Source organism: Nocardia sp. JMUB6875, assembly GCF_041154655.1.
Classification (GTDB): domain Bacteria; phylum Actinomycetota; class Actinomycetes; order Mycobacteriales; family Mycobacteriaceae; genus Nocardia.
In genome coordinates this window covers 1-23,454 of sequence record NZ_BAAFGR010000130.1, presented here as the reverse complement: position 1 = coordinate 23,454, position 23,454 = coordinate 1, and the positions used below count along the sequence as shown (strand labels likewise).

General features: G+C 68.8%; 25 protein-coding genes and 1 pseudogene. 14 read left to right on the top strand and 12 right to left on the bottom strand.

The features are described from left to right. Positions 1–1,511, top strand: a pseudogene (locus ACAM49_RS28365) (hypothetical protein); the annotation flags it as partial. Positions 1,512–1,518: 7 nt separating this feature from the next. Here the strand turns inward: ACAM49_RS28365 and ACAM49_RS28360 are convergent. The 5 genes from ACAM49_RS28360 to ACAM49_RS28340 form a co-directional block, all read right to left on the bottom strand. Further along, the gene (locus ACAM49_RS28360) at positions 1,519–2,844 is read right to left on the bottom strand and encodes a pyridoxal-phosphate dependent enzyme (RefSeq protein WP_369638606.1); all 1,326 of its coding nucleotides are present in this window, start codon (positions 2,842–2,844) and stop codon (positions 1,519–1,521) included. After that, positions 2,844–4,268, bottom strand: a complete 1,425-nt coding sequence (locus ACAM49_RS28355; protein WP_369638605.1) for an alanine racemase — start codon at positions 4,266–4,268, stop codon at positions 2,844–2,846. Before ACAM49_RS28355 ends, ACAM49_RS28360 begins: the two co-directional genes overlap by 1 nt. Further along, positions 4,265–5,527, bottom strand: coding sequence for a copper chaperone (locus ACAM49_RS28350; protein ID WP_369638604.1), 1,263 nt, complete (start codon positions 5,525–5,527; stop codon positions 4,265–4,267). The genes ACAM49_RS28355 and ACAM49_RS28350 overlap by 4 nt, the downstream gene beginning before the upstream one ends. Beyond that, positions 5,524–6,687: an aminotransferase class V-fold PLP-dependent enzyme gene (locus ACAM49_RS28345; protein WP_369638603.1), complete on the bottom strand. Its 1,164-nt coding sequence runs from the start codon at positions 6,685–6,687 to the stop codon at positions 5,524–5,526. Before ACAM49_RS28345 ends, ACAM49_RS28350 begins: the two co-directional genes overlap by 4 nt. Positions 6,688–6,932: 245 nt before the next feature. After that, positions 6,933–7,478 carry a DUF2599 domain-containing protein gene (locus ACAM49_RS28340; protein ID WP_369638602.1) on the bottom strand — a complete coding sequence of 182 codons (546 nt, stop codon included), beginning with the start codon at positions 7,476–7,478 and terminating at the stop codon, positions 6,933–6,935. 237 nt (positions 7,479–7,715) lie between these two features. Between ACAM49_RS28340 and ACAM49_RS28335 the strand changes: the two genes are divergently transcribed. Next, entirely contained in the window at positions 7,716–8,174 is a 459-nt protein-coding gene (locus tag ACAM49_RS28335; protein ID WP_369638601.1) for a hypothetical protein, read from the top strand. Positions 8,175–8,300: 126 nt separating this feature from the next. On the opposite strand, the gene ACAM49_RS28330 is transcribed toward ACAM49_RS28335, so the two are convergent. Next, the gene (locus ACAM49_RS28330; protein WP_369638600.1) at positions 8,301–10,031 is read right to left on the bottom strand and encodes a GMC oxidoreductase; all 1,731 of its coding nucleotides are present in this window, start codon (positions 10,029–10,031) and stop codon (positions 8,301–8,303) included. Positions 10,032–10,131: 100 nt separating this feature from the next. On the opposite strand from ACAM49_RS28330, the gene ACAM49_RS28325 reads away from it, so the two are divergent. Then, entirely contained in the window at positions 10,132–10,809 is a 678-nt protein-coding gene (locus tag ACAM49_RS28325) for a MerR family transcriptional regulator (protein ID WP_369638599.1), read from the top strand. Positions 10,810–10,827: 18 nt separating this feature from the next. Here the strand turns inward: ACAM49_RS28325 and ACAM49_RS28320 are convergent, their stop codons facing one another. Continuing rightward, positions 10,828–11,178, bottom strand: a complete 351-nt coding sequence (locus tag ACAM49_RS28320) for a MerR family transcriptional regulator (protein ID WP_369638598.1) — start codon at positions 11,176–11,178, stop codon at positions 10,828–10,830. A 156-nt stretch (positions 11,179–11,334) separates the two neighbouring features. Between ACAM49_RS28320 and ACAM49_RS28315 the strand changes: the two genes are divergently transcribed. The 4 genes from ACAM49_RS28315 (at position 11,335) to ACAM49_RS28300 (ending at position 12,790) form a co-directional block, all read left to right on the top strand. After that, positions 11,335–11,757, top strand: coding sequence for an Hsp20/alpha crystallin family protein (locus tag ACAM49_RS28315; protein WP_369638608.1), 423 nt, complete (start codon positions 11,335–11,337; stop codon positions 11,755–11,757). A gap of 110 nt (positions 11,758–11,867) precedes the next feature. Beyond that, positions 11,868–12,101 (top strand): hypothetical protein, encoded by a 234-nt coding sequence (locus tag ACAM49_RS28310; RefSeq protein ID WP_369638597.1) that lies wholly within the window; start codon positions 11,868–11,870, stop codon positions 12,099–12,101. Beyond that, entirely contained in the window at positions 12,091–12,471 is a 381-nt protein-coding gene (locus ACAM49_RS28305) for a cold-shock protein (RefSeq protein ID WP_369638596.1), read from the top strand. The genes ACAM49_RS28310 and ACAM49_RS28305 overlap by 11 nt, the downstream gene beginning before the upstream one ends. Positions 12,472–12,517: 46 nt before the next feature. Beyond that, entirely contained in the window at positions 12,518–12,790 is a 273-nt protein-coding gene (locus tag ACAM49_RS28300; protein WP_369638595.1) for a hypothetical protein, read from the top strand. 75 nt (positions 12,791–12,865) lie between these two features. Here the strand turns inward: ACAM49_RS28300 and ACAM49_RS28295 are convergent, their stop codons facing one another. From ACAM49_RS28295 to ACAM49_RS28280, 4 genes are all read right to left on the bottom strand, one after another. Next, positions 12,866–14,224 carry a family 1 glycosylhydrolase gene (locus ACAM49_RS28295; protein WP_369638594.1) on the bottom strand — a complete coding sequence of 453 codons (1,359 nt, stop codon included), beginning with the start codon at positions 14,222–14,224 and terminating at the stop codon, positions 12,866–12,868. Positions 14,225–14,555: 331 nt separating this feature from the next. Further along, entirely contained in the window at positions 14,556–15,881 is a 1,326-nt protein-coding gene (locus tag ACAM49_RS28290; RefSeq protein WP_369638593.1) for a glycoside hydrolase family 1 protein, read from the bottom strand. Positions 15,882–15,902: 21 nt separating this feature from the next. After that, positions 15,903–16,460, bottom strand: a complete 558-nt coding sequence (locus ACAM49_RS28285) for a class I SAM-dependent methyltransferase (RefSeq protein WP_369638592.1) — start codon at positions 16,458–16,460, stop codon at positions 15,903–15,905. Continuing rightward, the gene (locus ACAM49_RS28280; RefSeq protein WP_369638591.1) at positions 16,457–17,002 is read right to left on the bottom strand and encodes a hypothetical protein; all 546 of its coding nucleotides are present in this window, start codon (positions 17,000–17,002) and stop codon (positions 16,457–16,459) included. The genes ACAM49_RS28285 and ACAM49_RS28280 overlap by 4 nt, the downstream gene beginning before the upstream one ends. A gap of 153 nt (positions 17,003–17,155) precedes the next feature. On the opposite strand from ACAM49_RS28280, the gene ACAM49_RS28275 reads away from it, so the two are divergent. The 3 genes from ACAM49_RS28275 (at position 17,156) to ACAM49_RS28265 (ending at position 19,273) form a co-directional block, all read left to right on the top strand. After that, a complete protein-coding gene (locus tag ACAM49_RS28275; RefSeq protein WP_369638590.1) occupies positions 17,156–17,869 on the top strand; it encodes an RNA polymerase sigma factor in 714 nt (237 codons plus the stop codon). A 149-nt stretch (positions 17,870–18,018) separates the two neighbouring features. Beyond that, complete coding sequence (locus tag ACAM49_RS28270) at positions 18,019–18,435, top strand: helix-turn-helix domain-containing protein (RefSeq protein ID WP_369638607.1); 417 nt, start codon at positions 18,019–18,021, stop codon at positions 18,433–18,435. Positions 18,436–18,526: 91 nt separating this feature from the next. Next, positions 18,527–19,273, top strand: coding sequence for an aquaporin (locus ACAM49_RS28265; RefSeq protein ID WP_369638589.1), 747 nt, complete (start codon positions 18,527–18,529; stop codon positions 19,271–19,273). Here the strand turns inward: ACAM49_RS28265 and ACAM49_RS28260 are convergent. Beyond that, entirely contained in the window at positions 19,270–20,244 is a 975-nt protein-coding gene (locus tag ACAM49_RS28260; protein WP_369638588.1) for an aldo/keto reductase, read from the bottom strand. The genes ACAM49_RS28265 and ACAM49_RS28260 overlap by 4 nt on opposite strands. Positions 20,245–20,631: 387 nt before the next feature. Here ACAM49_RS28260 and ACAM49_RS28255 point away from each other — a divergent pair, with 387 nt between their 5' ends. The 4 genes from ACAM49_RS28255 to ACAM49_RS28240 form a co-directional block, all read left to right on the top strand. Then, complete coding sequence (locus ACAM49_RS28255; RefSeq protein WP_369638587.1) at positions 20,632–22,197, top strand: ATP-binding protein; 1,566 nt, start codon at positions 20,632–20,634, stop codon at positions 22,195–22,197. After that, the gene (locus ACAM49_RS28250; protein WP_369638586.1) at positions 22,194–22,628 is read left to right on the top strand and encodes a roadblock/LC7 domain-containing protein; all 435 of its coding nucleotides are present in this window, start codon (positions 22,194–22,196) and stop codon (positions 22,626–22,628) included. Before ACAM49_RS28255 ends, ACAM49_RS28250 begins: the two co-directional genes overlap by 4 nt. After that, positions 22,625–22,972: a DUF742 domain-containing protein gene (locus ACAM49_RS28245; protein ID WP_040808261.1), complete on the top strand. Its 348-nt coding sequence runs from the start codon at positions 22,625–22,627 to the stop codon at positions 22,970–22,972. Before ACAM49_RS28250 ends, ACAM49_RS28245 begins: the two co-directional genes overlap by 4 nt. Continuing rightward, positions 22,947–23,454: ATP/GTP-binding protein (locus ACAM49_RS28240; RefSeq protein WP_369638585.1), on the top strand; the 508-nt coding region annotated here is incomplete at its 3' end. The genes ACAM49_RS28245 and ACAM49_RS28240, both read left to right, overlap by 26 nt.

Sequence of the window (23,454 nt, the reverse complement as noted above, 5' to 3'; positions counted from 1 at the left end):
GCGGATATCCCGTGTGGCTCAGTTGGGTGTTGGCGTTGATGCCGGTGTGGTCGTGCGGGTTGCTGACGACACCGGTGTTCATCCTGCTGGCGTGGCGGGCGCGGTCGGGGCGGTTGGCGCTGGCGGCGCTGGGGTACATGGTGGCGCGCGGGGTGGCGCACTCGTCCAAGGACTCGCATCCGGTGCTGTTCTTCTGCGCGTGGACGGTGCTGGTCGTCGTCGGCGGGGTGCATTCGATTCGGTTGCGGCCGTTGTGGACACAGCCCGCGGGGCGGGCGCGGGTGCCGGAACCGACTGCGCCGGAATCGATCTCGCCGGTGAGCGTTTCACAGTCGCCCGTGAGCGTTTCGCACCTGCCACCGGAGGTGACGCCGGAGCCCAAGGGCGCGAGCCCGGAGCCGCGGGCTGACTACGGGCGGGTGCTCGACGAGATCGATCGGCTGGTCGAGGACAGCATGCGCGATGGCGAGCCGCGGGTCGGCTACAGCTATGGCGATCCGACGTTTCCCGAGTGCCCCAATCCGTACTGCGAGGAACCGTGGCACGGTCTGGCCATCACCGCACGAATGCGGTGGATGCGCTGGCGCGGCGTGGTGGATGTGGACTACGCCTACGGTGCCGATGACAGCCCGGTGTTGTGCCCGGGATCGCTGCATACCGGTGAATGGCCGCTGCCGCCGGCGGAATTCGATGAGATCGACGACGAAGACGAGGAGGAATACGACGAGGAAGCGGATGCCGAGCCGGCCGACCCGGTCGATCCGCGACTGCAACGCGCCGAGCAGATGTGGGCGGCGGTCACCCACCCCATGACCTGCGTGTGGGGCGCGTCCATCGTGCTGGGCCTGGTCTCGATCTTCGCGAGTCCGCTCTGGTGGCGTTGGCTCACCCCGGTGATCGGCGTCGCGTCCCTGTTCGGTCTGTGGTGGCTCTACGCCTACCAACGGCGCGCCCTGCCTCCGGGAGAGCTGCGGCGCAGACTCCGGGCCCGGCCGGAAGCGGTTGCGGCACTGGTGCTCACAGTGATCGCGGCGTGGCTGCCCGCGGTCTGGGTGTGGCGGACCCCGATCCGTGATCGCCACGATGCCCTGGTCGCCTTCCAGATGGTTCTGGTGACGTGCGCGGTGGCGGCGGTGCTGCACGCCGTCGTGCATCTGGGCCGGATACGCCCGGTCTGGCGTGATGTGCTCGATGGCGAACCGCCGCTGGATCTTTCCAAGCACGCGGTGAATCTGTTCGTCTTCGGCTTCTTCTGGGCGGTGCTGGGCATCGCGCCGATGCTGCTGGTGGCCGCGCTGGCGGACCGGTTGGGCGGGCAGCGATCGGCGGTGTGGCTGGTGTTCGCGGTGATCCTCATCGCGAGCCTGGCGTATCTGGTCGAGGCGTTGCTCGTGGCGTTGTGGACGCGCGAACTCGGTGAGGTGCTGCTGTATTCGCTGTTCGTGCTGGCGGCCGGGGCGGCGCTGTGGTGGATGCTGGATCTGCTCGCGGGCGCCCCGATGCGGCTCTGAGCGGACCTCAGTCGGGGCGCGGTGCGGATTCCATCGGTTTGCCCGCGTCCCGCCAGGCCGTGATACCGCCCGCGAGGCTGCGCGCGTCGTAGCCGGAGCGGCGGGCCAGCGCGGCGAAGCGCAGGGAGATCTCGCCGACCGGACAGACGAAAACGACCGGGCGCGAACGGGAGAACGGGATGCCCTGGACGAGCATGTCGTCGAGTTGGTCGTCGCGAATGTTCAGGGCGCCGGGGATGTGGGCGATGCGGTAGGCCATGGCGCCCCGGGTGTCGACGATCGTCGGACGCGAATTCTGGTCCAGAGACTCCAGAGCGTCGGGGGACAAGGTTGGGGTAGCGGACAATTCGGACGGCGTCGGGGCGGGTGCGCGGCCGGGTTTGCCGAAAAGTTCCGGACGGCGTTTGCGGATATAAGACAGGTACGGTTCGAGCCGGTCGCAGACGATGAAGACCGCCACCAGGGGATCTGCTTGGGGTTCCAGGGTTTTCAGGTGGTCCAGGGCGGCGGCGTAGGTGGCGCCGCTGGTGGGCCCCGCCAGTACGCCGTGGCCGGTGGCCAGCTGCATCGTCGCATCGACCGCGCGCGTGGACTCGATCGCGACGATGCGGTCGTAGAAGTCCGGCTGGAACAGGCCCACATCCCACATCTCGGTTTCCGACCGGATGCCGGGGATGAAGTCGCTGCGCTCGGAGACTACCGCGATGGTCTTGAGCTCCGGATTGTGTTTGCGCAGAAACGTTGCCGTGCCCCGGGTGGAGCCGGTGGTGCCCAGGCCGCCGATCAGGTAATCGACGCGGGTGATGCCGTCACGGGCCAGGTCCTCGTGGATCTCGCGGCCGGTGCCCTGATAGTGGGCCTCGATATTCTTCTCGCTGGTGTACTGCGAGGGGTGATACCAGGCGCCGGGGGTGCGGGCCATGGTGGATTCGATGACCGAGTAGACGTCGTTGGGCGCGGTCGGATCCGGGCATTCGGACAGCCCGGGTAGCTCCTCGATATCGGTGCCCAACAGCTGCAACAGCTCTCGCACCTCGGCGACCTTGATGCGATTGGTGACCGCCCGCAGCCCGATCCCGTGCATGGCCGCGAGAATCCGCAGCGCCTTGGCGGTATTGCCGCTCGACGCCTCGATGAAGGTCTGCTTGCGGGCGACGATGTCATCGAGATCGTCGCGGATCATGCCCCACGCCACCCGGTCCTTGACCGACCCGAACGGGTTGTAGGACTCGAGCTTCGCGTAGAGCTCCACGTGCGCGAGCCCGTGCACGGCCGGATCCAGCCGCAGCAGGGGAGTATTGCCGATCAGCTCGGTGATGTGGTCGTAGCGCATCAAGCCACCTCGTGCCGGTAGTCGATGTCGCGGCACACCCGGAAGGCCCCGGACCGTTGCGCCACCGCGAGTTTGGGCGGCACCGCATGCATGGACGCACGCGCTGCCGATAAATCCATGTGATAGGCGGCGGTATTGGGGAACACGAGGAAATCCCCGGGCGCGGGACACCGCGGCAGCCACACCTTGTGATTGGTGATCAGATCCCGCTCCAGGCACAGCCGCCCGGCCAGGAACACCCCCACCGCTCCGGAATTCGCGACCGGACCCGCGGGCACCAGGATCGGATCCACCATCACCTCCTGATCGGCCGGAGTCACGGTGTCGCGGCTCAGATCCAGATTGACCAGCGTGCTGCCATCGCCGGTCTCCTTCACGAATTCCACCCGCGCCACGGTGATTCCGGCGTGATCCACCAGCGCCTTACCCGGCTCCAGCCAGATGTCGAGGAGGTTCTCCGCGGCGATCTGCGCGATGGTGCGACCCCCGTGCGCCTCCAGTCCGGTGTCGAGCAGATCGGCCAGCATCCGCTCGGCATCCACAGTGTTAGCGTATTTGTGAAAAACCGGTGTCCCGTGCACGGCGCCATCCTCGAGATGGAACCCGAAAGTGTTGCCGCCCCAGGTCATCGGCTCCCCGCGACCCAGAAGCGATTCGCGCAGCGCGTGCACGTACGCATCGAACGCATCGGCGTCGGCGGTGAAAACCTGCCGGAATCCGCCCCCGATATTCAGCACCGACGGCGTCAATCCGGCCGCGTACGCCCGCTCGGTCAACACCAGGCAACTCTCCACCGCCCGCACCCGCTCGGCGGGCTCACCGGAATCCAGATGAAACGCGAACCCCCGGAACTCGATCCGCTCCCGCTCGGCCGCCAGCACCTTCAGCACCGCGTCCACCCGATGCAGCGGCACCCCGAACCGGCTCACCGGAGTCCCCGCGAACCCGCTGACCCGCACCAGCACCGGCACCCGCGCCTGCGGCCGGGCCAGTGCCGCAATGCGTTCGAGCTCCCAGAGATTGTCGACATTGATCGTCACCCCGCTGCCCACCAGCTCCCGCACGAACCCCTCACCCTTGGGCCCGGTCACCTCGATTCGTGCTGGCGTGAACCCGGCTCCGACCGCACTGGCCAGTTCCGCCTCCGAGGCCACATCGATGCCCACCCCCGCCGCCTCGGCCGTGGCCACGAACGCCCGCGACTGATTCACCTTGTGCGCGTAGCAGATCCGATACCCGCTCACCCGGCCCGCCAACTGCGTCCGCAACCGCTCCAGGTTCTCGGCGAACACCTGCGGAAACACCAGATGTGCCGGTGACCCGTACTCGGCGACCGCGGCCGCCAGCGCGCCCGGCTCGGCCAGGAACGACCGCACCAGCGCATGCATCTTCGCCGGAAGCCCCGGCGGTGCCGCAGCGGTCATACGGCGGTTTCGCTGGCCGCCGGCGCGGGCGTGACCAGGGTCGGGTTGTAGCCGCTGTCGCGCAGCGCCTCGAAGGCGCGGTGGCGATTGCGGGGGCTGCGGAAATCGGCGATCACCCGCTTGCTGATCAGATCGATCTCGCCGACCGGAACGCTCATCGACTCCAGCACGCCCGTGACGGTGCGGATGCAATGCTTGCAGGTCATGTCGGGCACGTAGAACACGCGGTCCTCGGCACCGAGTTCGGCTGTCTCCGAACCGGTGTCGGCGGGCACCTCGGCGACGCTGACCCGCTCCACGATGCGGGTGAACGCGTCGGTGAACTTGTCGATGACCACCGGCAGGATGCTGTAGTGCTCCCCGTCGAGCTGATGCGGCATGGCCGCCAGGCACGCGGGCCGGGTGCCCGGCGGCAGCAGCGCGTACTGGCGCGAGATCAGATCCAGCTCGTCGTGATACTTCGCGATCGCCTCGGCCACGCTCAAACCCTCGACATGGGTGGCGCGGCGCATGACCCGGTGCGCGTCCTCGATGGTCATATCCTTCATGGCGCGCAGCGTCGCCACCGTCTCGGCCGAATACCGCACGGTCCCATCGGGTTGGGTGGCCAGCGTGACCGCGATCATGCCGCGCCGGTAGCTCGAGGCCTGCAGCTCCCAGAACCAGCGGGTCGCCACCGCGGCGTAGATCCCCGAATCCCGCATCCCCACCGCGAATTCGGCCGGGGTGCGGTACGGCGTCCACCGCGCCAGCAGCGCGTGCTGGGCCAGCGCGCGCCCGGCCGCCTCGATGCCGACCCGGAAGATCTCGAACGGTTCATGATCGGTGGTGGTGCCCTCGAGCACCGCCTCGTCACGCGGGCTCAGCTCCGCCATGCGCTGGGCGAGTGCGGTATCGGCCTGCAGCGCGTGCCACAGTGTCAGCACCGTCTCGCGCATGGCGATCGGCACGATCGGGCCCAGACCACCGGTGTGGAAGTGCCCGGTATTGGGGATGCCGTCGGAATCGGTCCAGGCGATGCGATGGGTCGCACTGGTCACCTGCTCGGCGCGACACGGCCGCATGAACCGCTCCAGATACAGCCGCTGCGACAGCGTCAGATGCGATCCCGGCTCCGGTTGCAATGGCGCGCAACTGTATTCGATGCGCCGCGCCGGCGGCAGCACCACGGGCGCGCCCAGTCCGGGCCGGGCCAGCACCGCCAGCACGCGGGAGGCGGAGCGCCGGTCGTAGCGGGGTTCGGGGCCGTTGACAGTCAAGAGACCTCCTCGGCAATCGTGGCGACACACTCGGTGAACCGGTCGATCTCGTCGAAGGTGTTGTAGACGTGGGTCGAGACCCGCACCGAATCCTCGTCCATCGGCACATCATCGGCGGGCACACAGTGCGCACCGGTGCGCACCAGGAACCCGAGCTCACTGAGGACGAACCCCAGATCGGTGGCGGTGATCCCGTCCAGGGTGAAAGACACGATCCCGTAGCCGGTTTCGCACGGCGCATACGCCGGACCGGGCAGGAACTCCACGCCCGCGATCTCGCGCAGACCCGCGATCAGCCGCTGCGTCAGCGTGCGATTGTGCTCGCTGATCGCGTCCAGACCCAGTTCTTCGAGCACATCCAGCGCCGCGCCGAGTGCGAGAATCCCCGGAATATTGTGGGTGCCACCCTCGAGCAGCTGCGGCATCGACCCGGCCAGCAGCCCCGAATCACCCAGCGCCACCGCGGAATTCCCGCCGGGCAGGAACGGCGTCAGCTCCGCATGCCGCCGGCGTCGGCAGTAGAGCACCCCGGTGCCGGGCGCGCCGAACATCTTGTGCGCGGAAAACACCGCGAAATCGGCGTCCAGGTCCTCGACCCGGACCGGTAGATGCCCGCCGGACTGGCTGCAGTCGAAACACAGCGCGATGTCGGGATCGATCTCCCCGCGCAATTCCTCGAGGGTGGTGAGCGCCCCGAACACGTGATGCAGATGCCCCACGGTGATCAACCGGGTGCGCGGGCTGATCCGCGCGGCCACATCCTCGATATCGGCCTCACCGAGCCGGTTGGCCCGATACGGCACCAGCCGGATGGTCCGCCCGAACCCGCCGAGTAATCGGCGCAGGTGATGCCAGGGATACACATTCGAGGCGTGATCGCGTGGGTTGTAGAGGATCTCGTCCCCGTCGCGCAGATTGGTCAGCGCCCACGACAGCGCCACCGCGTTCAATCCGGCCGTGGACCCGCCGGTGAACACCACCTCGTCGGGGGCGGCCCCGATGAATTCGGCCATCCGCTCGCGCACCTCCTCGAGGCGGCGGGTCAGGCTCGACGCCCACGGATAGGTGCCGCGCCCGGCATTGGCGGTGCGCTCACTGTGATACCGGTGCACCGCGCGGATCACCGGCAGCGGTTTCTGGGTGGTCGACGCCGAATCCAAGTAGATATCGGACGTTTCGCCCAAAGCGGGAAAGAGTCGGCGCACCGGAGGACGCGCCGGTTCCCGGGCGGCGGGCGGCGTGGGTGTAGAGGTCGCGGGTGCGGAGGCGCGCACCGGTGCCCTCCCTCCCAGGAGTTCGCGCTGGACCCTCACCAGCGCTGGACCTTTTCAACGATACGCACAAAAACGCGAGCGCTCGAAGGTTCTCGCGGGCAAGCGGTTTCGTTACCGCACCGAAAGAACGCTCAGCGCTCGGGTCCGCCCGGATTGCACATCGCCGCCACCGTCGCGTCATAGCCCACGGCGGGCCGCCACGGTTCGATGTTCCAGCTGGTCTTGTCCGGCGCGACCACCCGCGCCCACTCCCAATGGCAGCGGAACTGATCGAACATGCCCGGCGTATCGGCCTCGGGCGCCGAGCCCAGCACCTCCTGCCAGGCCCGATCCAGCGCGGCCGGGAAGGTGTCCTTGCGTCCGGCCTGGGTCGGATAGACCCGCAGGCGACGGCCGTCGACCTCGTCGGTCCACTCGGTGTGATCGATGAGCGCCTGATCGGGATAGGGATCCACCGTGGGCACCCCCGCCGCGGCCTGTGCGGTCGGCGACGGCGCCGCGATGGGCGCGGCCGATCCGGTCGGCTGCGGTGCCGCGGTGGTCGGGTGCGGTTCCAGCGTCAGCGAACTCACCACCACCGGAGCCGACTCCTCGGCCGCGCCGCAACCGGTAAGTACCAGTGCCGATACGAGCACGGCCGGGCCACCCGCGAGTTTCCAGCGCCGCCGCATGGCCATCGACCCTTCCCTCCGATCGGTCCCGTCCGGATCCGACGCTACCAGCGGCGATCAGCCGCACACCGAATCCGCAGGGTAATAGGAACTTCAGCGTTCCGGGTTTGCCCCGCGCTGGTGCATTGGCCCAGACAGCCCCTACGATGGCACGCGCAGGGCGGTTCGTGAAAGAGGGGACCGTCCGGCACCCTTGGTACCGGATGGTTGCTGACTGGTAGGGGCTCGATGAACGCCGCGAACGTGAAACTACTTGTGTGGGAGTGCGACAACACCCTGTGGGACGGGGTGGTGTCCGACTCGAGCGCCGGTGCGCTGCGCGCCGACGCCGCGCGCTCGCTGCGCATCCTCAACGAGCGCGGCGTCATGCACGCCATCGCCTCGCGCGGCGAATGGGCCTGGACGGTAGAGCAATTGCGCCGCCACGGGGTGGCCGAGCGCTTCGCCGCCGTCGAGGTCGGCTGGGGCCGCAAGTCCGCGGCCATCAGCCGCATCGCCGAGACCCTGGGCGTGGGCCTGGACCAGGTCGGCTATATCGACGCCGAACCGCTCGAACGCAGCGAGGTCGCCCACGCGTTGCCCCAGGTGCGCTGCTATGCCGCCCGCCACGTGGATGTGCTTGCCGCGCTGCAGGAATTCCGCGCCCCGGTCGGCGACGTCCCGCCCCCGACGTCTCCGATGGCCCACATCCACGCCCGCTGACGCACAGCGCGTCGGCCGCGCTGTCATCGCACGCACTGCCATTTCACGCTCTGCCAGCACACCCTGCCATTGAACGAAAGCGGCCCGCCGATCCGATGATCGGCGGGCCCGCTGTCTTTTCGCTGGTCAGGCGGGCGTGGATTCGGCCCCGCCGCTCCGGATTTCGACGATCGGCAGCACCAGCGCCGCCGGAGCGCTCGCGGGCACCATCGGACGCACAGGTGCAACGGGTGCAATCCGCGCATAGCCCGCGTCCTGCGCCGGGCGGGTGTCGACCTCACCCTTGTTGGGCCACATGGCCGCCGCACGCTCGGCCTGCGCGGTAATGGTCAGCGACGGGTTCACGCCCAGGTTCGCCGACACCGCCGCACCGTCCACCACGCTGAGCGTCGGATACCCGTACACGCGGTGGTAGGCGTCGATGACACCGTGCTCGGCGTCCGCGCCGATCGCCGCGCCGCCCAGGAAGTGCGCGGTCAGCGGGATATTGAACACCTCACCCCAGGAACCGCCCGCGACACCGCCGATCTTGTCGGCCACCGCGCGGGTGACCTGGTTGCCCGCCGGAATCCAGGTCGGATTCGGTTCGCCGTGGCCCTGTTTGGAGGTCAGCTTGCGACCGAAGAGCCCGCGCTTGGTGTAGGTGGTGATCGAATTGTCCAGATGCTGCATGACCAGCGAGATGATGGTCCGCTCGCTCCAGTTCTTCACCGACATGAACTGCACCAGCGTCAGCGGATGCAGCAGCACCGTCCACAGGAAGCGCAGCCAGCGCGGAATCCTGCCGCCGCCGTCGACCATCAGCGTCTGCAGCAGGCCCATCGAATTGGAGCCCTTGCCGTAGCGGACCGGCTCGATGTGGGTGTCGGGCGTCGGGTGGATCGAGGAGGTGATGGCGACACCGCGGGTGAAGTCCACGTCCGGATTCACCTTGCGGGTGGCCGCGCCCACGATGGATTCGGAGTTGGTGCGGGTCAGCACGCCCAGCCGCGCGGACAGCTGCGGCAGTACGCCCTTGTCTCGCATGGCGAACAGCAGCTGCTGGGTGCCGCGGGTGCCGGCGGCGAGCACCACGTGCTTGGCCGTGTAGGTCTTGGGCTGCTTGCGGAACCAGGCGCCGGTGCGTTCGGTCTCCACATCCCAGGTGCCGTCGGGCAGCGGGCGCACGGCGGTGACCGTGGTCATCGGAATCACCTGTGTGCCACCGGCTTCGGCGAGATACAGGTAGTTCTTGACGAGGGTGTTCTTGGCATTGTGGCGGCAGCCGGTCATGCACTCGCCGCATTCGATGCAACCGGTGCGCTCCGGACCCGCGCCGCCGAAGTACGGGTCGGGCACGGTCTTGCCCGGCTCGCCGAAGAACACGCCCACCGGGGTCTGCACGAAGGTGTCACCGCAGCCCATGTCCTCGGCGACCTGCTTGAAGACCTCGTCCGCGGGAGTCATGTGCGGATTGGTGACCACACCGAGCATCTTGCGGGCCTGCTCGTAGTAGGGCATGAGCTCGTCGCGCCAGTCGGTGATGTCGCGCCACTGCGGGTCCTCGAAGAACGGCGTCGGCGGCACATAGAGGGTGTTGGCGTAGTTCAGCGACCCGCCGCCCACACCCGCGCCCGCCAGAATCAGCACATCGCGCAGCGGATGGATGCGCTGAATACCGAAGCAGCCCAACTTCGGAGCCCACAGGAAGTTCTTCAGATCCCAGCTGGTGTCGGGCAGCTGATCGTCGGTGAAGCGCTGACCGGCCTCGAGCACCCCGACCCGGTAACCCTTCTCGGTCAGGCGCAGTGCGCTCACACTGCCGCCGAAACCCGATCCGACGATGAGCACGTCGAAATCGGTGTCGCGTTGGGTCATCAGAACTCCCTTGTCGTCGTCGACAGTGTGGCGGCGGTTACGCTAACGCGGACAGTTGTGGCTGTCAACGTTCGCCGGTTGCGGTATCTATGCTGTTCGCGTGGATCGATACAGCCGCCTGCAACTCGCCGAACTCAGCGGTGTGGCCGCGCGCACCATCCGCTACTACCACTCGGTCGGCGTGCTGCCCAAGCCCGGACGGGCCGGGAAGGAAGCGGTCTACGGGCCCGATCATCTGGAGCGACTGCGCGCGATCACCGCGATGCAGGCGCGCGGGCTGCGCCTGGACGCGATCCGGGAGGTGTTCGAGGCCGAGGTGCCCGGGGACGGCGACTGGCGCGAGGTCTTCGATCCGCGCTACAGCGGCGACCCCGAGGCCGGGACCGTCCTCGACGACGAGGGCCTGACCGCCTTGCTCGGCGATCGCCGGCCGGAGATCCTCGAGGATCTGATCGCGGCGGGCTACCTGGAACGGCAGGGCGAGCGTTGGCGGGTACCCGAACCGGCCATGCTCTCGGGCGCGCTGATCCTCTACGACGTCGGCACCGATATCGCGTTGTCGGGCGTGCTGCGCAAGCTGATTCGCACCCACATCGCCGCGCTGGCCGACGAGATGATCCGCGCGGTGCGCGAAGCCTCGGGCGCGGAGTACACCGGCGAGGGTGTGGGCTACGACCTGGACCGCTTCCGCGACCGGTTCCGGGCGGCAGCCCACGAGGTCGGCGGCGCCACGCTGGTCGAGGAGATCGAACGCGCGGTGCGCGAACTCGACCGCTGACTCACCCGGACGCGACGGTCACGGCGCGTCGCGCAGCCGGTCGCGTTCGGCGGTGAGTTCGGCGTTGGAGTTGCGCAGTTCGGTGTTCGCGTCCTCGAGATCGAGGATCCGCGCGATCGCGGTGAGATTGATTCCCTGACCCGCCAGTTCGGCGATGCGTGCCAATCGGGCGAGGTCGTCGTCGCTGTAGCGGCGGGTCCCGCCGGCACTGCGGGCCGGGGTGACCAGCCCGTGCTGCTCGTACAGGCGCAGTGAATGCGCACCCATCCCGGCCAGTTCGGCGGCTACCGAGATCCCGTACACCGCCTGCCCCGGACCCGGCCGGTGATCACTGCCGCCGCTGGTCAGGGGGTCGTGTCGATCCGGCATTCCGCTCCTTCTTTCTCGATGTCACCAGATTACCTCAGCAGGACACTTGCACTCGACTCTCTCGAGTGCTAAAACAAATCTAAGCCAGATGGCAGAGGTTATCTACACCACCGAGAGAACCACCTAGAGAGAATGGAGTGAGTGGAGGTGGCGACCATGCTGATGCGCACCGATCCGTTCCGGGATCTGGATCGCCTCACCCAGCAGATGTTCGGCACATCGGCCCGCCCGGCAGCCATGCCGATGGACGCCTGGCGCGAAGGCGATGACTTCTACGTCGAACTCGACCTGCCCGGTGTCGACCCCGAATCCCTGGACGTGGACATCGAACGCAATGTGGTGACCGTGAAAGCGTCACGCCCGCAACTGGATCCGGACCGGTCGATGATCGCCGCGGAACGCACCCGCGGAGTGTTCTCCCGCCAGTTGTTCCTGGGGGAGGACCTCGACACCGACGCCATCCGCGCGGACTACCGCGACGGGGTGCTGCGTCTGGTGATCCCGGTCGCGGAGAAGGCCAAGCCCCGCAAGATCGAGATCAACCACCGCAACGGCGAGCATCAGGCCATCAACGCCTGAGCGCCGGTTCGGATTCCGTCCGTCGACGGGTGAGCCCGGCTGTGGTTCCTCCGGGCTCACCGGGTCCTTGCACCGCATCGAACACGATCGATTCATGAGGAGGGAGAACCATGAGCAGCACCGCGATCTTCGCCCTGGCAGGCAGCGACTTCGACCGTGCCGACCAGAACCTTCTCGTCCACGACCGCGACCTCGAGGCCGGACTCGATCCCACCGCGCTGGTACCGCCGCCGGAAACCGTGCGCGGCGCATTCGAGCACGCCGCACTCACCGACCGTATCGACCAAGCCTGGATCACCCCACTGGACTGCGATGACGACTACGCCAACCACGATGCCGACTGACAGCCCGATCCACGCCGCCTCCCGGTGCGAACCCCACAGCCTCGACGCGGGGCACCTGCCGCAGTGGGAGCACGGCCACGTCGCCTGGTTCAACACCGAGAAGGGCTTCGGGTTCCTGACACCCGATTCCGGTCCCGCGGTGTTCGTGGACTATCAGGTGATCGAGGTCCCCGGATTCAAGACCCTCCGCGCCGGGCAGCCGGTGGTGTTCACCGCCACCGACACCGATCGCGGCCCGGAGGCCACCCGCGTCGTGCCCTACACCCGCACCGCCAACGCCCTGCCCGTGCCCGGGCCGGGTACCGGGCGATCGCCGCGAACCCGGTCCGATCGGCCGTACCGGTCCCGCTGCCGGGCGCGCGCCGCGTGACCGCACCACAGTTCCTGACCAGCACAACCAAACTCCGGTAATCGCCATGACTTCCACGCATCCGCCCCAGGCGAGCGGCCACTCGCGCCCTCGCACCACCGCACGCCGGATACCCGCCGCCGCAATCGATCCCGACGACTCCTCGGTGGTGTATTGGCCCGACCCCAGCCCGCTGCACCCGTGGTGGGACACGATCATGCAGCCCGTCATGCCCGCCGATCCGGCGGCGCCGCGCTCACCCGACCCCCGCCATCCGCACGCCCGCAACCCCTATGTGCGCCGCTCCCGACCGGCCGCACGCCCGGTCACCGCTCACTGAACCGATATTCGGGCCGCCCGCAATGCGGGCGGCCCGAAATGCTGAGCGCTCCGTTGTCCTACTGCCGGAACGGCATCACGGTGCCGGGGTGGCGGTGGGGACGGTGACGGGGGAGTCGCAGCTGGCGGGCGGGTCCACCAGCTGGCAGTCGGAGGGGAAGCGGACCGGCTCGTAACCCTTGGGGACTCCGCCGGCGGTGATGATCTGCCGGTAGGTGTCCACGGCGTCGGTGGGCTTGCGGGTCAGACTCGGGTCGGTGAGCACATCGACGGTGTAGAGCCCGAAACGCGGTGTGTAGGAACCCCACTCGTAGTTGTCGGTGAGACTCCAGTAGTTGTAGCCGACCAGGTTCATGCCGTCGGCCTTGGCGCGCTGCAGCCAGTAGACGGTGTCGCGCAGGTGATCCGAGCGGGTGTAGCCGTCGGCGCGGGGCTTGCCGTCCTCGGTGGGCATGCCGTTCTCGACGACCCACAGCGGCTTGCCGGGGAACTGGCGCGAATAGTGTTGCAGCGCATAGTAGATGCCCTCGGGCCGGATCGGCAGCTCCCACATGCCCGCGGGCGGGGCGGCCGAACCGTCGGGCAGATTCACGGTATTGGACTTGGGCGGCTCGTAGCCGAAGTAGTAGTCGACCCCGATGAAGTCGAGCTTGTCGCCGATGCGCTCCATGAGCGGCCCGTTGACCTGCGACTCCGCGCCCGCCACATAGCCGACATTGCTGGTGACCAGCGCCTTGGGCTGCACCTGGTGGATGTAGTCGTAGATCTGGTTGTGCACCTCGGCGACTTTGTCGAGCATGGCGTCGGCGTCGGTGTCGTTCTGGCGCACCTCGTGCATGATGTAGGCGACCGGCTCGTTCACGGTGACCCACACCGGATTTCGCGAGGTGTAGCGGTCGACGACCTTGCGGGCATTGGCCAGCCAGTCCTCCACCATGCCCGGATTGCGCCAACCGCCGCGGTCGGCCTCCCAGCCCGGATACACCCAATGGTCCAGCGTCAGCATGGGTTCCATGCCATTGGCCACGATATCGTCGACGACCTGGTCGTAGAAGGCGAACCCGTCCTCGTCCCAGACCCCCGGTTCGGGTTGCAGGCGCGCCCATTCGATGCCGATGCGGAACACCTTGGAACCCAGGCTGGCGGCCAGCGCGATGTCGTTCTGGAAGCGGGAGCGGAAGTCGATGGAATTGCGGTAGCGGTCCCAGCCGCGATTGGCGTCGATGTAGTGCATCCAGTTGCTGTCGGGCGCATGGCCCTCGGACTGGAAGCCGGAGGCGGCGACACCCCACAGGAAATCCGAACCCAGCCCGCCGTGCGCGCCCGGTGCGGCGGGGGGAGCGACCGGGGTGGCTTGGGCGACACCCGCGACCGGCAGCAGCGTCGCGGCCGCGGCGAGCCCGGCCAGGACGAGGGCGTGCAGGGGTCTGCGCATCGGGTGTCCTCCTCCGGGACGGATGGTCGGAATGTCCCGATTCGGAGCGTAGCTGTCAGTTAGCTGAATTCCGGGTCAGCGGAGGGCGTGTCGCACTGTCCGGTTCGTCCGGTCAGCCGCCGGTCGCGGCCGGGATTTCCGGTCCGGAAAACCGGCGCGAGGCCCTCACCAGCCGCTTTGCCCGCCCACCCGCGACGACCGGTATCGCTGTGTGCTCCGCCACGCCTACCTTTCGAGGGGTACCGGCCTGTGGCCCAAGCAGTTTCAGGAGGGGGAGCCACAGTCCGGTGCAATCGGCCAGAGAGCTGGACGTGGTCGAGCGCCTTCGGTCCTACCCCGGGACGCTGACCGGGTCGACGCAGCTGTCGAGGGCGTCGACCAGCGAGCAGGTCGCCGGCGGCCGGGTGGGCAGATACCCGGCCGGGACGCCGGCCTCGTGGGTGATGGCGCGGTAGGCGTCCACGGCGTCGGTGGGGCGGCGGGTCAGGCTCGGATCGGTGCGCACGTCCACGGTGTAGAGCCCGAAACGCGGTGTGTAGGAACCCCACTCGTAGTTGTCGGTGAGACTCCAGTAGTTGTAGCCGATGACGTTCATGCCGTCGGCCCTGGCGCGTTGCAGCCAGTAGATGGTGTCGCGCAGGTCGTCGGCGCGGGTGTAGCCGTCGGCGCGGGGCGCGCCGTTGTCGGTGGGCATGCCGTTCTCCACGATGTAGAGCGGCTTGCCCGGGAAGCGATCGGCGAAATGGCGCAGCGTGTAGTAGAGGCCGTCGGCCTGCAACGGCAGCTTCCACAGCTCGTTGGCGGCGAAGGCGGTGTACCGGGCGGCGGTGTCGGGGGACAGGCCGTAGTAGTAGTCGATGCCCACGAAATCGAGCTTGGCGGCGATGAGATCGAGCACGCCGCCGTTGACGAGCGGGTCGGCGGCGGGCACGTAGGCGACATTGCTGGTCACCATGGCGCCGGGTTGGCGGGCGTGGATGTAGTCGTAGATGCCGTTGTGCGCCTGGGCCAGCCGCGCCTGCATGGTGAGGATGTCCGCGGCGGGCAGGCCGCCGTTGCGGACCTCGTTCATTATGTAGGCGAAGGGCTCGTTGATGGTCACCCACATCGGGTCCGCCGCCGCGTAGCGGTCCACCACCGTGCGCATATTGGTCAGCCAGTCCTCGACCATGCCCGCGCGGGCCCAGCCGCCCTGATCGGCCTCCCAGCCCGGGTACACCCAGTGATCGAGGGTGATCATCGGGCGCATGCCCGCCGCCCGGATCGCGGCGATCACCTTGTCGTAGAAGGCGAATCCGGCCTCGTCCCAGGTCCCCGGCTGCGGCTGCACGCGTGCCCATTCGATGCTGAGCCGGTAGGTGTTGACGCCCAGATCCTTGGCCAGCGCGATATCGGAGGCGTAGCGGTCGTAGAAGTCGACGCTCTCGCCGTAGGGGTCGTAGTCCGGGTGGGTGGCCACGTACCGCCGCCAATTGCTGTCCGGCGCATGGCCTTCGTTCTGGAATCCGGCCGCGGCCACACCCCAGGAGAAGTCCGGGCCGAGTCCGGGCAGGCCCGCCGGCGGTGGCGTCGCGGTGGCCGGTGTCGTGCTCGCGAGCAGGGCGGTCGCGGCGGCGGCCAGGGCGGCGACGGCATGGCGGCGGGTGTACGCGCGCATGGGCACTCCTCGTCCGGCGGACTACGAATTGGGCAGGCGTCCGGCATTATTGCCGACCCGCGCCCACACCAGCCGCGGTTCCCGCGAATCGGACGGGTCGGGCGCGTCGGACAAATAGCGGGCGGCCAGTGCGCTCGCGTCCAGCTCCTCGAGGACCGACCAGCCCGAGTCGCGCAGCAGGCGGTCGATGCGGCCCGCCTGCTCCGGCACGATGTCGAAGACGATCTCCGCACCCGCCGAACACGCCTGCAGCAGGCGCAATCTCGCATCGAGTGCCATGACCGAGCCACCGAGATGAACGGCGAAGGTGGCGCAGCGGGTATCGAATCCCGCTGCCTGCAGGGCGATATCGGGCAGGGCGGCCGCGACGCGGTGCACCCGGACCTCGGGGTAGGGATTGTGCGAGGCGAAGGTGTCGAGCGCGCTGCCGAACAGCACCAGTTGCCGGGTGCCCGCGGACACCGCGTCGGCGAGGCGGTCCTCGGCGTAGCGGCAGCGCGCCACCCCGAGCAGCCGCCGCCGCACCCGAACGCAGCGGGCGCGCGCGGTCTCCGCGCCGGACACGGTCGCGACTCTCATTCGCCGGGCTCGTCGTACGGATCCCGGTCCCCGCGGTGGCCCTCGGGTCCGGGGTGCGGACGTCCGTGCGGCCCGCCGGGCGGCCGGTGGCCGTGGCGTTCGTGTCCGCCGAAGGGCCAGCCCGGGATCTTCCCCATGCCCGGAATCTTGCCCATACCAGGCAGTTTCGACCAGTCCGGCATATCCGGCATCGGGGGCATCTCGGGCATGGGCGGGATCTCCGGCATCGGGATCGGCGGAATCTGGAACCCGCCGCTCGCACCGCCGAAGCGCTGGAAGGCGGCTTGCCGTGAGGTGCCGAAGATCTCACCGATCTCGGCCCAGGTGCGGCCCTCGTCGCGGGCCTGGCGCACCAGCGAGCGCAGCACATCGTCGACGACCCCGTCGAGACTGCGCGCCGCGCGCAGCGCCGCCATGACCGACGGTGCGGGCTTGCCCTCGGCGGGTCGCAGCACCTCGGTGACGAATTCGGCATTGGTGGACAACAGTTTTGCCAGGATCGCGCGCTCGTCGGCGGGATCTCTGTGCTGGGAATCACTCATGTGTCAAGGATGCGTTTACATCAAAGAGCCTGTCAAGGAACGATTTACACACTGGCGAATACTGGCCATTAGCTGAAAGAGGGGCACCATGTTTGCCGCCGCTATAACGTGTTCGTCAGCGATCAGGAGGTGCAGGGTGAGGACACCGACGATATGACCGATCCCGAGAGATATTCGGTCGACCATGAGCTGTTCGAGCTGGTTCGGAAGGCCGGATTCGAGGGGCCCGCCTGGAAACTGTTGGCGGACAGACTGGTTCGCCACGGGTTGGCGGTACTGGGGCCGTGGATCCGCAGCGGGTGGGTTTTCACGGTGGCCGAGCAGAAGCGGATGCCGCTACGCCCGACGCCGCAGGAGCGGCTGCTGGTGGAGACCCGCTTCGCCGAGGACTTCGTGCAGGAGACCGTCACCCGGGCGCTGGAACGCTTCCGGCGCAACGCGATCGACGGCGACGGCTGGGATCCGGATCTGGGCAGCAGCCTGGCCAGCTATTTCATCGGCGCGTGTGTGATGGCGTTCGTGGAGCAGTTCCGCCGCAGCCGCCGCACGGGGGATCTGTACCAGTTCCAGAGTGCCGCCTCGGTGGCCATCGTGACCGAGGACGGCCCGGATCTGATGGACGTGCTGGCCTCCACCGAGGACGTGGCGGGTTCGGTGGTCGACCGGTTGGCGTTCCGCAGCCGCCTGGCGGGTCTGAGCGACCGTGATCGCGGCCTGGTGTGGGGTAAGGCGATGGGCCTGCGCGGCAGCGAGATCCAGCACCTGTTCGACTTTCCGTCGGTCAAGGCCGTCGAAGCGCGCTGGGCCCGCCTGAAACAAGACCACGGCTGGATGACCGGCCTCGACGGCAAGGAGACGGACCGATGAGCCACGACCACGCCCCCGACCTGGTGGCGCGCGTCGCCGAACTGCTCGATCAATCCTCGTTGAACGAGCCCGCCCTGCAGCGGCTCTACGCCCGCATCCCGCGCCGCGCCGCCGAACTGCACACCGCGCGCACCTCCGTGCCGCCGGTGCTGCCGAATTTCGCGGCGCGCCTGAATTCCCTGTTCGCCACCGTGCGCGCGCCCGGCGAGCGGGTGCACACCAATGGCGAAGTGGCCGCGCAACTCACGGCCTGGGGCCACCCCATCTCCAAGCCCTACCTCAGCCAGCTGCGCTCGGGCCTGCGCACCGACCCGTCGGCCGAAACCGTCGCCGCCCTGGCCCGCTACTTCCGCGTCGGCCCCGGCTACTTCGCCGACGACACCGAGACCTCCGCCGCCGAGGCCGACTACGCCCTGCTGACCCGCCTGCAATTCCACAGCCTGCGCGAGCTCTCCACCCGCGCCTTCGACCTGAGCGAGGAGTCGCAGAACCTGCTGGCCGTCATGGCCGACCGGCTGCGCATCACCGAGGGCCTGCCGGAGGTGGGTACCGGCGGCACCGAATGATCCCTGGAGCGGCGGGGGACAGCGCGACGATATTTCATATATTCTGCCGTCGCGTGGTCCGGTAAAAGCCCTGGTCTGGCACTGTAATCGGGTGACCGACCATGAACTTCCGGTGATCGACGCCGTCCGTGAGCAGAGCGCGCCCGAGGGTGCGGAGATCTCACTGGCGCGGCGGTCCGTCGCCGAGTTCGCGGGGACCGCCGCACTGGCCGCCGTCGTGATCGGGTCCGGTATCGCCGCCGAGCAGCTGTCGCCCGGTGATATCGGATTGCGGCTGCTCGAGAACTCCACCGCCAGCGCCTTCGGCCTCGCAGTGCTGATCCTGGCGTTCGGCCCGATCTCGGGCGCGCACTTCAATCCGGTGGTGTCGCTGGCCGATTGGCTGGGCGGGCGCCGCCGGGGCACCGGGCTGAGCACGCGTGAACTGGGCGCCTACATCGCCGCACAGTGCGGCGGCGGGATCTTCGGCGCGCTGCTGGCCAACGCCATGTTCGACCGAGCCGCCCTGCAGATCGCGACCCAGCACCGCGTCACCGGCGGGCATCTGCTCGGCGAGATCCTCGCCGCCGCAGGGCTGATCACCGTCGGCTTCGCCGCGGCCCGTCACGGGCGCGGCGTCACCGCCATCGCCGTGGCCACCTACATCGGTTCGGCCATCTGGTTCACCAGCTCCGGCTCCTTCGCCAATCCGGCCCTCACCCTGGGCCGCATGCTCTCGGACTCCTTCACCGGTATCGCCCCGGCCTCGGTCCCCGCTTTCATCGCGGCCCAGATCCTCGGCGCCCTGGCCGGTCTCAGCCTCATGACCCTGCTGTACCGGCCCGCCGCCGACCGCTAGTCGCTGCCGCGCGTGGTCGTGGGCGCGGCGAAGGACGTGCGGTCCCCGGACCAGCCGTCGGCCGGGACCAGCTGCTCGAGTTCGGTGAGATCCTCGGCGCTGAGCTCGATCGCGGCGGCCGCCGCGTTCTCCAGGATGCGCGCGGCGCGGCGGCTGCCGGGGATCGGGACCACGTCCGGGCCCTGGGCCAGCAGCCAGGCCAGGGCGAGCTGCCCGGCCGAAATGCCGAGGCGGTCAGCCAGATCCCGCAGCGCGGCGACCTGGGCCAGGTTTTCGTCGAGGTGCTCGCCCTGGAAGCGCGGGTCATTGCGCCGGAAATCGCTGGTCGCGACGGTCGTGGAATCGAGTGTGGCGGTGAGCAACCCGCGCCCGAGCGGGCTGTAGGGCACCAGACCGACGCCGAGTTCGCGGGCCACCGGCACGATGTCACGCTCGGGTTCGCGCCACAGCATCGACCATTCGAACTGCACCGCCGCGATCGGATGCACGGCCGACGCCTCGCGCAGCTGCTCCGGGGTCGCCTCGGAAATCCCCAGGTGCCGCACCTTCCCGGCCGCCACCAATTCGGCCATCGCGCCGATGGTTTCGCCCACCGGCACCTCCGGATCGATCCGGTGCAGGTAGTACAGGTCGATCACCTCGCGCCCGAGCCGCTCCAGCGACGCGTCGCAATATCCGGCCACATGCTCGGGCTTGCCGTCGAGCCCGACGCCGGTCTCGGTCCTGATAATCCCGAACTTCGTGGCCACCGCGACATCGAAGCCATCCAAGGCCCGGCCGACCAGTCGCTCGTTGTGCCCGCGCCCATAACTCATGGCCGTATCGAACAGGGTGATCCCCGCCTCGACGCCCGCCCGGATCGCCGCGGTCGATTCCGCGTCGTCGGCCTCCCCGTATCCCTGGGAGAACCCCATGCACCCCAATCCGATCCCTGACACCGACAGACCGTCCCCGAGCCGCTGTTCACGCATACCGCCCATGCTGGCAGCCGCCGACGAGCCCGACCAATCGGATTTCCGATCAATTCCATTGATTCCCAGATGGATCGGAATCCACCGCGACCGGCGTGAGCTGGGAGATTGCTGGCGGGCCGGGTGCGGCGGGCCGGGGCGGTCGATCGTCGGCAAGGTCGGCCGACGGACTGATGGTCGCATGACCAGGTGCCCTCGCGTGGACCTCGGGTTCGATCCGACCGGTCGCCCGGGTTCTTCCGCAGCGAGGATTCGCACTGAAATGCGGTGAGCTGCACGGGCTCCGGGTTGCGGTTTGCTCGGAGATACCGAAAGGTAAGGGGAGACAGACGATTCTGCTATGGTGGCTCCGCCGATTTCAGGATCGGCCGGACGACAAGAGAATTGATGAATCAAGACAACGCCGTGCTGCTTTCCTGGGTTCTCGCCGCTGTGCTGCTGGTGGCCGTGGTCGGGCTGCTGTTGTTGTGGCGAGCCGTTCGCATCGAACGCGGACGGATTGCCGCACTGCGCGCCGACCAGGCCGAGCGCGATGCCGCGGTCGAGGAGATGATCGCCAACCTCACCGACAATGTGGTGCCCGCCATCGGTGCGGCCGTGCGCCGCTCGGACCCGGACAATCCGACCGTGGATCTGCCCGTCGTCCTCGAGCAATCGCGCATCGCCGAGCTGGTGTGGCAGTGGACCGCCCGCTGCGGCGAGGAATTGATGAAGGTCGCCGCCGAGACCCGCGACCGGGTCCGGCGCGAGGCCGAGTCCGAGACTCAGCTCGCGGTGGCCCAGATCGAATCCGAGCGGCAGGACGCGGTCGCGCAGGCCGAGGAACGTGCCCGCCGCGCCGAGGAGCTGGCCCAGCGCGCCGAGGAGAACGCGCAGGTGGCCATCGCCCAGGCCGAGGAGGCCTCCCGGGTCGCGGTCGCGCAGGCCGCGGAGTCCTCGCGGGTCGCCGTGGCCGAGGCCGCCGACGCGGCCCGCGCGCAGGTGGAAGCCTCGGCGCGCGAGGCCACCTCGGCCGCGGTGCGCGCCTTCGGCGCCTCGGTGGTGAGCCTGGGCGCGGATGTGAGCCAGGTGGTCAGCGCCGCACTGCGCCGGCACCGCAATGACGAGACCTTCGAAACCCTCACCCGCATCGACCATTCCGTGCAGCAGATGATCCGTCAGGCACAGTCCTATGTGATCGTCTGTGGCGGTCTGCCCGGCCGCCGCTGGCCGCAGCAGACCCTCACCGACGTGGTGGGCGGCGCGACCGGCCGCGTGCGCGACTACACCCGGGTGCGGGCCACCGAACTCGAGCGCCCGGTGGTGAGCCGCGTGGTCGAGCCGCTGGTGCACACCGTCGCGACCCTGCTCGACAACGCGCTGCGCTACTCGCCGCCGACCTCCTACGTGGACATCGGTTTCCAGGAGGGACACCACGGCGTCACGGTGATCATCGATGACGCCGGTGTCCGCATGAATCCGGAGCAGCTGGAGGAGACCCGCCGGGTGCTCGCCGGTGACCAGGTCGTCGACATCCACGCGCTGGGACCGACCCCGCGCGTCGGCTTCCCGGGCGTCGCCGCGCTGGCGCGCCGCTACGGCTTCTCCGTCTACATCGACGGTCCCAATATGTACGGCGGCATGCGCGCCATGGTCTTCATTCCGGAAGCCCTGCTGGCCGCGCCCGCGCCGATCGCGGTGGCCACCCCGGCCCCCGTGCCCGCACCCGCTCCGGCTCCCGCGCCGGAGCCGGAACCCACGCTGGTGGCCATGGATTCGGTGCCTTCCGACCTCACCCCCGGCGGCCTGCCCAAGCGGCGCCGCCGATCCGCGACGGTGTCCGTGGCGGCCACCGTCCGCGCGGTCACGACGGAATCCGGTTCCGCGCGACCCGATATCGCCGCTGCCTGGTACAGCGGCTCCCAACGTGGCCGAGCGGCCGCGTTCGAGCACTCCGAAGGGATGACATCGTGACCGGTACGCCCGCGACGGCCGTGAGTGAAACCAACCGGCTTGCTTGGTTGCTCGAGGATCTCGAAGCGCCCGGGGTGCGGTTCGCGGTGCTGCTATCGGAGGACGGGTTACGGATCGCCCACACCGGCGGGGTGAGCATCGACGATGCCGAACGCTTCGCCGCGGCCGCCTCGGGCCTGCGCGCCCTGGGCAAGGCGCTCGCCGAATTCTGCGGCGGCACCGCCGATAACGCGGTGCGCCAGAACATGACCGAGTACGCCGACGGGATGATCTTCATCACCGCCGCCGGAGCCGGTGCGCTGCTGGGAGTTTCGACCACCCAGGACGTGGACGTCAGCCTGGTCGCGCACCGGATGAACGAACTGGCCGGACGGGTCGGACGCGAACTCGGCAGTATGTCGCGGACCAGGGCCGACCTGCCGCGCGCATGAGCCGGCCGCGGCGCGACCCCGATCTGGTCCGGGCGTATGTGCGCACCGGCGGCCGGTCGCGTCCCACGCGGGCGCTCGATCTGGTCAGCCTGGTTGTCGCGGTGGCCGATCCGGCCCCCGGCGCGTCCCCCGACGCCCGCCGCATCCTCGGGCTCGCCCGGCGCGGCGTCCTGACGCTCGCCGAACTGGCGGCCCATCTGGATATGCCGCCCTCGGTGGTGAAGATCCTGGTCGCCGATCTGCTCGACAGCGGTCACCTCAGCATCCCGACCCCGGCGCAGGAACTGCCGGGACAAGCTCTTCTGGAGGAGGTACTCCATGGACTCCGCGCTCTCTCCGCATGAGCGCGTCGTCGACTATGTGCCGCAGACCGTCACCCGCACCGTAAAACTGCTGGTGGCCGGGAACTTCGGCGTCGGGAAGACCACGTTCGTGGGCAGCGTGTCCGAAATCAAGCCGCTGCGCACCGAGGAGACGATCACCGAGGCCAGCGTCGGCGTCGACGATATGGCCGGACTACCGGGCAAGACCACCACCACGGTCGCCATGGACTTCGGCCGCATCACGCTGAATCCTCGCCTGGCCCTGTACCTTTTCGGCACCCCCGGTCAACGCCGCTTCGTCCCCATCTGGGAAGATCTGGCCGTCGGCGCACTCGGCGCACTGGTCCTGGTCGACACCCGCCGCCTGGAAAAGGCCGACGAATCGCTATCCATCCTCGAAGAGCGCGGCGTCACCTACGCCGTGGCCGTCAACGACTTCGAGGGCGCCCCCCGCTACCCCCTCGACGAAGTCCGCGCCGCCCTCGACCTCGACCCCGGCACCC

Bases quoted from the DNA above. Each gene is read 5' to 3' on its own strand.
- ACAM49_RS28260 (WP_369638588.1), bottom strand. From the start codon at position 20,244: ATGCGTGAACAGCGGCTCGGGGACGGTCTGTCGGTGTCAGGGATCGGA.
- ACAM49_RS28280 (WP_369638591.1), bottom strand. From the start codon at position 17,002: ATGAGTGATTCCCAGCACAGAGATCCCGCCGACGAGCGCGCGATCCTG.
- ACAM49_RS28340 (WP_369638602.1), bottom strand. From the start codon at position 7,478: ATGGCCATGCGGCGGCGCTGGAAACTCGCGGGTGGCCCGGCCGTGCTC.
- ACAM49_RS28285 (WP_369638592.1), bottom strand. From the start codon at position 16,460: ATGAGAGTCGCGACCGTGTCCGGCGCGGAGACCGCGCGCGCCCGCTGC.
- ACAM49_RS28355 (WP_369638605.1), bottom strand. From the start codon at position 4,268: ATGACCGCTGCGGCACCGCCGGGGCTTCCGGCGAAGATGCATGCGCTG.
- ACAM49_RS28295 (WP_369638594.1), bottom strand. From the start codon at position 14,224: ATGCGCAGACCCCTGCACGCCCTCGTCCTGGCCGGGCTCGCCGCGGCC.
- ACAM49_RS28320 (WP_369638598.1), bottom strand. From the start codon at position 11,178: ATGCCGGATCGACACGACCCCCTGACCAGCGGCGGCAGTGATCACCGG.
- ACAM49_RS28305 (WP_369638596.1), top strand. From the start codon at position 12,091: ATGCCGACTGACAGCCCGATCCACGCCGCCTCCCGGTGCGAACCCCAC.
- ACAM49_RS28255 (WP_369638587.1), top strand. From the start codon at position 20,632: ATGAATCAAGACAACGCCGTGCTGCTTTCCTGGGTTCTCGCCGCTGTG.
- ACAM49_RS28290 (WP_369638593.1), bottom strand. From the start codon at position 15,881: ATGCGCGCGTACACCCGCCGCCATGCCGTCGCCGCCCTGGCCGCCGCC.
- ACAM49_RS28360 (WP_369638606.1), bottom strand. From the start codon at position 2,844: ATGCGCTACGACCACATCACCGAGCTGATCGGCAATACTCCCCTGCTG.
- ACAM49_RS28315 (WP_369638608.1), top strand. From the start codon at position 11,335: ATGCTGATGCGCACCGATCCGTTCCGGGATCTGGATCGCCTCACCCAG.
- ACAM49_RS28275 (WP_369638590.1), top strand. From the start codon at position 17,156: ATGACCGATCCCGAGAGATATTCGGTCGACCATGAGCTGTTCGAGCTG.
- ACAM49_RS28245 (WP_040808261.1), top strand. From the start codon at position 22,625: ATGAGCCGGCCGCGGCGCGACCCCGATCTGGTCCGGGCGTATGTGCGC.
- ACAM49_RS28300 (WP_369638595.1), top strand. From the start codon at position 12,518: ATGACTTCCACGCATCCGCCCCAGGCGAGCGGCCACTCGCGCCCTCGC.
- ACAM49_RS28310 (WP_369638597.1), top strand. From the start codon at position 11,868: ATGAGCAGCACCGCGATCTTCGCCCTGGCAGGCAGCGACTTCGACCGT.
- ACAM49_RS28330 (WP_369638600.1), bottom strand. From the start codon at position 10,031: ATGACCCAACGCGACACCGATTTCGACGTGCTCATCGTCGGATCGGGT.